The organism is Pseudomonas sp. P5_A12 (assembly GCF_056400685.1).
The window spans coordinates 1-6,823 of sequence record NZ_JBFUKU010000282.1; the positions used below are offsets into that span (position 1 = coordinate 1).

General features: G+C 58.5%; 6 protein-coding genes and 1 pseudogene. 5 read left to right on the forward strand and 2 right to left on the reverse strand.

What is annotated here, in order from left to right:
* The first annotated feature begins 200 nt into the window (after nucleotides 1-200).
* Complete coding sequence (gene argF / locus AC1DSG_RS25380; protein ID WP_477793343.1) at nucleotides 201-1,121, forward strand: ornithine carbamoyltransferase; 921 nt, start codon at nucleotides 201-203, stop codon at nucleotides 1,119-1,121.
* The gene (locus AC1DSG_RS25385) at nucleotides 1,118-2,227 is read left to right on the forward strand and encodes an ABC transporter ATP-binding protein (protein WP_477793344.1); all 1,110 of its coding nucleotides are present in this window, start codon (nucleotides 1,118-1,120) and stop codon (nucleotides 2,225-2,227) included. Before argF ends, AC1DSG_RS25385 begins: the two co-directional genes overlap by 4 nt.
* A gap of 189 nt (nucleotides 2,228-2,416) precedes the next feature.
* Here AC1DSG_RS25385 and ybaK read toward each other — a convergent pair whose 3' ends face one another.
* A complete protein-coding gene (gene ybaK / locus AC1DSG_RS25390; RefSeq protein ID WP_452627986.1) occupies nucleotides 2,417-2,887 on the reverse strand; it encodes a Cys-tRNA(Pro) deacylase in 471 nt (156 codons plus the stop codon).
* A gap of 371 nt (nucleotides 2,888-3,258) precedes the next feature.
* Between ybaK and AC1DSG_RS25395 the strand changes: the two genes are divergently transcribed.
* From AC1DSG_RS25395 to AC1DSG_RS25405, 3 genes are all read left to right on the forward strand, one after another.
* A complete protein-coding gene (locus AC1DSG_RS25395; protein WP_477793345.1) occupies nucleotides 3,259-4,110 on the forward strand; it encodes an MIP/aquaporin family protein in 852 nt (283 codons plus the stop codon).
* Between the two features lie 75 nt (nucleotides 4,111-4,185).
* On the forward strand, nucleotides 4,186-5,691 hold the full coding sequence (glpK, locus tag AC1DSG_RS25400) for a glycerol kinase GlpK (RefSeq protein ID WP_477793346.1): 1,506 nt from the start codon (nucleotides 4,186-4,188) through the stop codon (nucleotides 5,689-5,691).
* A 95-nt stretch (nucleotides 5,692-5,786) separates the two neighbouring features.
* Nucleotides 5,787-6,542 carry a DeoR/GlpR family transcriptional regulator gene (locus AC1DSG_RS25405; RefSeq protein WP_007916700.1) on the forward strand — a complete coding sequence of 252 codons (756 nt, stop codon included), beginning with the start codon at nucleotides 5,787-5,789 and terminating at the stop codon, nucleotides 6,540-6,542.
* A 174-nt stretch (nucleotides 6,543-6,716) separates the two neighbouring features.
* Here the strand turns inward: AC1DSG_RS25405 and AC1DSG_RS25410 are convergent.
* Nucleotides 6,717-6,823 (reverse strand): annotated as a pseudogene (locus AC1DSG_RS25410) (DeoR family transcriptional regulator); the annotation flags it as partial.

Genomic DNA, 6,823 nt, shown 5'->3' on the forward strand with positions numbered 1-6,823 from the left:
GCGCGCTACTGCGATCCGTCCGTAGCCCCTCTGAAATTCCCTGAAAAACGTAGCCCTATTGGTAAGACGCGACATTTAATTATAAGATCGCGCCTTCCCCTATTTCGTCGCCCCGTGCGGCTTACGCCGCAGGTCTCGCCCGTTGTTCCGTTAAACAAGGCTTTGAGCATCTGCGGTTTGTAGCAAAAAGGTAGTCAATGATGAGCGCAAGGCACTTTCTCTCCCTGATGGATTGCACGCCCGAAGAGCTGGTCAGCGTGATCCGTCGAGGCGTTGAGCTCAAAGACCTGCGTAACCGCGGCGTACTGTTCGAGCCTCTGAAAAACCGCGTCCTGGGGATGATTTTCGAGAAGTCCTCGACCCGCACCCGGATCTCCTTCGAAGCCGGCATGATCCAGCTCGGCGGCCAGGCGATCTTCCTATCGTCGCGCGACACGCAATTGGGCCGTGGCGAGCCTATCGGCGACAGCGCGATCGTCATGTCGAGCATGCTCGATGCGGTGATGATCCGAACCTTTGCCCACAGCACCCTGACCGAATTCGCCGCCAACTCCCGCGTGCCAGTGATCAACGGCCTGTCCGACGACCTGCACCCGTGCCAGTTGCTGGCTGACATGCAAACCTTCCTCGAACATCGCGGTTCGATCCAGGGCAAGACCGTGGCCTGGATCGGCGACKGCAACAACATGTGCAACAGCTATATAGAAGCGGCGATCCAGTTCGACTTCCAACTGCGCGTTGCCTGCCCTGAAGGCTATGAACCCAACCCTGAGTTCGTGGCCAAGGCCGGCGATCGGGTGACCATCGTCCGCGATCCAAAGGACGCCGTGCGCGGCGCCCACCTGGTGAGCACCGACGTCTGGACCTCCATGGGCCAGGAAGAAGAAACTGCCAAGCGCTTGAAGCTGTTCGCGCCCTACCAGGTCAATCGCGCCCTGCTCGACCTCGCCGCAGACGACGTGCTGTTCATGCACTGCCTGCCGGCGCACCGCGGCGAAGAGATCAGCATCGACCTGCTCGACGACAAACGCTCCGTGGCCTGGGATCAAGCGGAAAACCGGCTTCATGCACAAAAGGCCCTGCTCGAGTTTCTCGTCCCGCCTTCGTATCACCACGCATGAGCCAGCCATTACTGCTTAACCTGCGCAATCTTGCCTGCGGCTATCAAGACCAGCGAGTCGTGCAAAACCTTAACCTGCATTTGAATGCCGGTGACATCGGTTGCCTGCTCGGCTCTTCGGGTTGCGGCAAGACCACCACATTGCGGGCAATTGCCGGTTTTGAACCGGTGCACGAAGGTGAAATCACACTGGCGGGCGAGACGCTTTCCCGTGCTGGCTTCACCCTCGCCCCGGAGAAGCGCCGGATCGGCATGGTGTTCCAGGACTACGCGCTGTTTCCGCATTTGAGCGTGGCCGACAACATCGCTTTCGGGATCCGCAAGCATCCGCAAAAAGATCGAGTGACCGAAGAACTGCTGGAACTGGTCAACCTGAAAAACCTCGGCAAGCGCTTCCCGCATGAACTTTCCGGCGGTCAGCAGCAGCGTGTTGCCCTGGCCCGCGCCTTGGCGCCAGAACCGCAACTGCTGCTGCTCGACGAACCGTTCTCCAACCTCGATGGCGAGCTGCGGCGCAAGCTCAGCCATGAGGTGCGCGACATTCTCAAGGCCCGTGGCACCAGCGCGATTCTGGTGACCCACGACCAGGAAGAAGCCTTTGCCGTCAGCGATCATGTTGGTGTGTTCAAGGAAGGTCGCCTGGAACAATGGGACACGCCCTACAACCTGTATCACGAACCGCTGACACCGTTTGTAGCCAGCTTCATCGGCCAGGGTTATTTCATCCGTGGCCAGTTGAGCAGCCCGGAGTCGGTGCAGACCGAACTGGGTGAGTTGCGCGGCAATCGTGCCTATACCTGGCCGGTCGGCAGTGCAGTGGATGTGTTGCTGCGTCCGGACGATATCGTTTATGCGCCGGACAGCGCATTGAAGGCGCGGATTGTCGGCAAGTCGTTCCAGGGCGCATCGACGTTGTACCGGTTGCAGATGCCGACCGGGGCGCAGCTAGAATCGATTTTCCCGAGTCATGTGGATCGGCAAGTCGGTGCTGACGTCGGCATTCGTGTAGCGGCCGAGCACCTGGTGTTGTTTCAGGCATCCGGAAGCACCGCCGCGCAGATTCCAGCGGTCGAGTCCGGCGTGCGCCGCTACAGCACCGCCAACTGATACACATGGACTAAATGTGGGAGCGAGACCGGCTTGCCGGCGATAGCGGTGCATCAGTCGACATCATCGTTGACTGACACTACGTCATCGCGAGCAGGCTCACTCCCACAGTAGTTTTGTGTCAACCGAGCATCAGCGTTCCGCTCGCAACGAGCGACGCACTCCCGTCAATCCTTCCCCGCCTCTGACTCAAACGCGGCCGATATCGGCGAACTTGGCCTGTGTATGTTCAGCCAAAACCGCCGGCGCCAACTCGACTTCCAGACCACGCCGACCGGCGCTGACAAAAATACTGGCGAACGGCTGAGCCGAATTGTCGATAAAGGTGCGCAAACGCTTTTTCTGCCCCAGCGGGCTAATGCCGCCCAACAAATAACCAGTGGATCGTTGCGCAGCGGCCGGATCGGCCATTTCGACTTTTTTCACGCCTGCAGCATGAGCCAGATGCTTCAAGTCCAGAGTCCCACCCACCGGTACCACCGCCACCAGCAATTCGCCTTTTTCGCTGGCCGCCAGCAAGGTCTTGAACACTTGTGCCGGGTCGAGCCCCAGCTTCTCGGCAGCCTCCAATCCATAAGAAGCGGCCTTGGGATCATGTTCGTAACTGTGCACACGATGTTCGGCTCGAACTTTTTTCAACAAATCCAATGCGGGGGTCATGACAGCTCCAGACTGGGCGGCAGTAGAAAAATCCTGCGCTCGATTCTAGGTCATTGATTCGTAAAAGGCTCTATTGCGCCCCTGTTTTCAAGGGGTGGCGGCGATTTTTACCGTTCGTCCGCGCAATCAGCACCGTGTGAACAACGCGATCATTCACATGACTAATAGTTTGATTATGACTGATGGTTCACTTTCGACCTTTGACAGCCATGTTTCTTGTCTATATTTTTTCAAATATGAATAAGTACGAAAAGCCTTACAGCAACACTCTGCAGTAAACCAAGACCAGGATGGGGATTCTGCCTTGGTGAAAATCGCGCTTCGACCATGATGAAAAAAGCGCCAGACAAGAATAACAATTGAGGTTTTCAATGACAACTGCTTTACAACAACCGTCGCTCTCGAGCCAATGCATGGCCGAGTTTCTAGGGACTGCGCTGCTTATCTTTTTTGGTACAGGCTGTGTTGCCGCGCTCAAGGTCGCGGGCGCCAGCTTTGGCTTGTGGGAAATCAGCATCATCTGGGGCGTCGGCGTGAGCATGGCGATCTACCTGACCGCTGGCATTTCCGGTGCCCACCTCAACCCCGCTGTCAGCATCGCCCTGAGCATTTTCGCTGACTTCGAAAAACGTAAACTGCCGTTTTATATCCTCGCCCAAGTGGCGGGCGCCTTTTGCGGCGCGCTGTTGGTTTACACGCTGTACAGCAATCTGTTCTTCGATTTCGAACAAATCCACCATATGGTTCGTGGCACCCAGGCCAGTCTGGAATTGGCATCGGTGTTCTCGACCTTCCCCAACCCGGCCCTGACCACGGCCCAGGCGTTCCTGGTGGAAGTGATCATCACCGCGATCCTGATGGGCGTGATCATGTCCCTGACCGATGACAACAACGGTCTGCCAAACGGGCCAATGGCGCCGCTGCTGATCGGTCTGCTGATCGCGGTGATTGGCAGTTCGATGGGGCCGCTGACCGGTTTCGCGATGAACCCGGCGCGTGATTTCGGGCCGAAGCTGATGACTTTCTTCGCTGGCTGGGGTGAAATTTCCTTCACCGGCGGGCGTGATATCCCGTACTTCCTGATTCCTGTTTTTGCACCGATTGTCGGTGCCTGCCTCGGTGCTGCTGCTTATCGCGGGTTGATTGCCCGTCATCTGCCCAGCGCCACACCTGCTACAAAGGACGTAACACCGGCCATTGACGGCAAACCCAGAACTTCTTGATACCGTAGGCGCGTTATCCTGCGAAGGGGGTTGCGCGCCTGACTTCACTTCCTTATTTCGTCCAAGGCAATCGACATGACCGATACTCAGAATAAGAACTACATCGTTGCCCTCGATCAGGGTACGACCAGCTCCCGCGCAATCGTGTTCGACCGCGACGCCAATGTGGTCAGCACTGCCCAGCGCGAATTCGCACAGCATTACCCGCAAGCCGGCTGGGTTGAACATGACCCGATGGAAATCTTCGCCACCCAAAGCGCCGTGATGGTCGAGGCCCTGGCGCAAGCCGGCCTGCATCACGACCAGGTCGCAGCCATCGGCATCACCAACCAGCGCGAAACCACCGTGGTCTGGGACAAGACCACCGGTCGCCCAATCTACAACGCGATCGTTTGGCAGTGCCGCCGCAGCACCGAGATCTGCCAGCAGCTCAAGCGCGACGGCCACGAGCAATACATCAGCGACACCACCGGACTGGTCACCGACCCGTACTTCTCCGGCACCAAGCTCAAGTGGATCCTCGACAACGTCGAAGGCAGCCGCGAGCGTGCGCGCAACGGCGAAATTCTGTTCGGCACCGTCGACAGCTGGCTGATCTGGAAATATACCGGCGGTAAAGTCCACGTCACCGATTACACCAACGCCTCGCGCACCATGCTCTTCAACATCCACACCCTGGAGTGGGACGCGAAGATGCTGGAGATCCTGGATATTCCGCGCGAGATGCTGCCGCAAGTGAAGTCCTCCTCCGAAATCTACGGCCACACTAAAAGCGGCATCGCCATTGGCGGTATCGCCGGTGACCAGCAGGCCGCCCTGTTCGGCCAGATGTGCGTCGAGCCCGGCCAGGCGAAAAACACCTACGGCACCGGCTGCTTCCTGCTGATGAACACCGGCAACAAAGCGGTGAAGTCCCAGCACGGCATGTTGACCACCATCGCGTGCGGCCCACGCGGCGAAGTGGCCTACGCACTGGAAGGCGCTGTGTTCAACGGCGGTTCCACAGTTCAATGGCTGCGTGATGAACTGAAGATCATCAACGACGCCCATGACACCGAATACTTTGCCAACAAAGTGAAGGACAGCAACGGCGTGTACCTGGTGCCAGCCTTCACCGGTCTGGGCGCGCCGTACTGGGACCCCTATGCCCGTGGCGCGCTGTTCGGCCTGACTCGCGGCGTACGCGTGGATCACATCATTCGTGCCGCGCTGGAATCGATTGCCTACCAGACCCGCGACGTACTCGACGCCATGCAACAAGATTCCGGCGAACGTTTGAAATCCCTGCGTGTGGACGGTGGCGCGGTGGCGAACAACTTCCTGATGCAGTTCCAGGCCGACATCCTCGGCACTCGAGTCGAGCGTCCACAAATGCGAGAAACCACCGCTCTCGGCGCCGCTTACCTGGCTGGCCTGGCGTGCGGTTTCTGGGGCAGCCTGGAAGAACTGCGCGGCAAGGCAGTGATCGAGCGTGAATTCGAACCGACCCTGGACGAAGCCGCGAAGGAAAAACTCTACGCAGGCTGGAAAAAAGCCGTCAGCCGCACCCGCGACTGGGAACCCCATGAAGGCGCTGAATAAGCCAACAACAGGTTGCGAATAGGGTTGTAACTGGTCGGGAGCAGCTTCCTGCGGCATCATGGGCAAATTTTTCACGGCAGCCCAAAGGAAGCCCCATGAATCTGCCTCCCCGTCAGCAGCAAATCCTCGAACTGGTTCGCGAACGCGGTTACGTCAGTATCGAGGAAATGGCCACGCTGTTCGTCGTTACACCGCAGACCATCCGCCGCGATATCAATCAACTCGCGGAAGCTAATTTATTGCGTCGCTACCACGGCGGCGCCGCCTACGACTCCAGTGTCGAAAACACCGCCTACGCCATGCGCGCCGATCAGATGCGCGATGAAAAACAGCGTATCGGCGAAGCCATTGCCGCACAGATCCCCGATCACGCCTCGCTGTTCATCAATATCGGCACCACCACCGAATCGATTGCCCGGGCGCTGCTCAATCACAATCACCTGAAAATCATCACCAACAACCTGCACGTGGCCTCGATGCTCAGCGCCAAGGACGACTTCGACGTGCTGCTGACCGGCGGCAACGTGCGGCGTGACGGTGGTGTGGTCGGTCAGGCGAGCGTCGACTTTATCAACCAGTTCAAAGTCGACTTCGCGCTGGTGGGCATCAGTGGCATCGATGAAGACGGCAGCCTGCTGGACTTCGATTACCAGGAAGTACGGGTATCGCAGGCGATCATTGCCAATGCACGACAAGTCATTCTGGCGGCAGACTCCAGCAAATTCGGGCGCAACGCCATGATTCGCCTGGGGCCGATCAGCCTGATCGACTGCCTGGTCACTGATCAGCAACCTGTGCCGGCGTTGGCGCAGTTGTTGAGTCAGCACAAGATTCGACTCGAAGTCGTTTAACCCCTCTGGAGCTGTTCCCCTGTGGCGAGGGARCTTGCTCCCGCTGGGCTGCGAAGCGGCCCCTAAATCATTCATCCGCGTTCATTCAGACTCACTCGGACAGCCGCAACTGCGACGGCTTCGCCGCCGAGCGGGAGCAAGCTCCCTCGCCACAGGGGAACAGCTCCAGAGGGGTTAAACGACTTCGAGTCGAATCTTGTGCTGACTCAACAACTGCGCCAACGCCGGCACAGGTTGCTGATCAGTGACCAGGCAGTCGATCAGGCTGATCGGCCCCAGGC

Excerpts from the sequence above, each read along its gene's own strand:
- AC1DSG_RS25385 (WP_477793344.1), top strand. The coding sequence starts at position 1,118 with ATGAGCCAGCCATTACTGCTTAACCTGCGCAATCTTGCCTGCGGCTAT.
- ybaK (WP_452627986.1), bottom strand. The coding sequence starts at position 2,887 with ATGACCCCCGCATTGGATTTGTTGAAAAAAGTTCGAGCCGAACATCGT.
- AC1DSG_RS25395 (WP_477793345.1), top strand. The coding sequence starts at position 3,259 with ATGACAACTGCTTTACAACAACCGTCGCTCTCGAGCCAATGCATGGCC.
- glpK (WP_477793346.1), top strand. The coding sequence starts at position 4,186 with ATGACCGATACTCAGAATAAGAACTACATCGTTGCCCTCGATCAGGGT.
- AC1DSG_RS25405 (WP_007916700.1), top strand. The coding sequence starts at position 5,787 with ATGAATCTGCCTCCCCGTCAGCAGCAAATCCTCGAACTGGTTCGCGAA.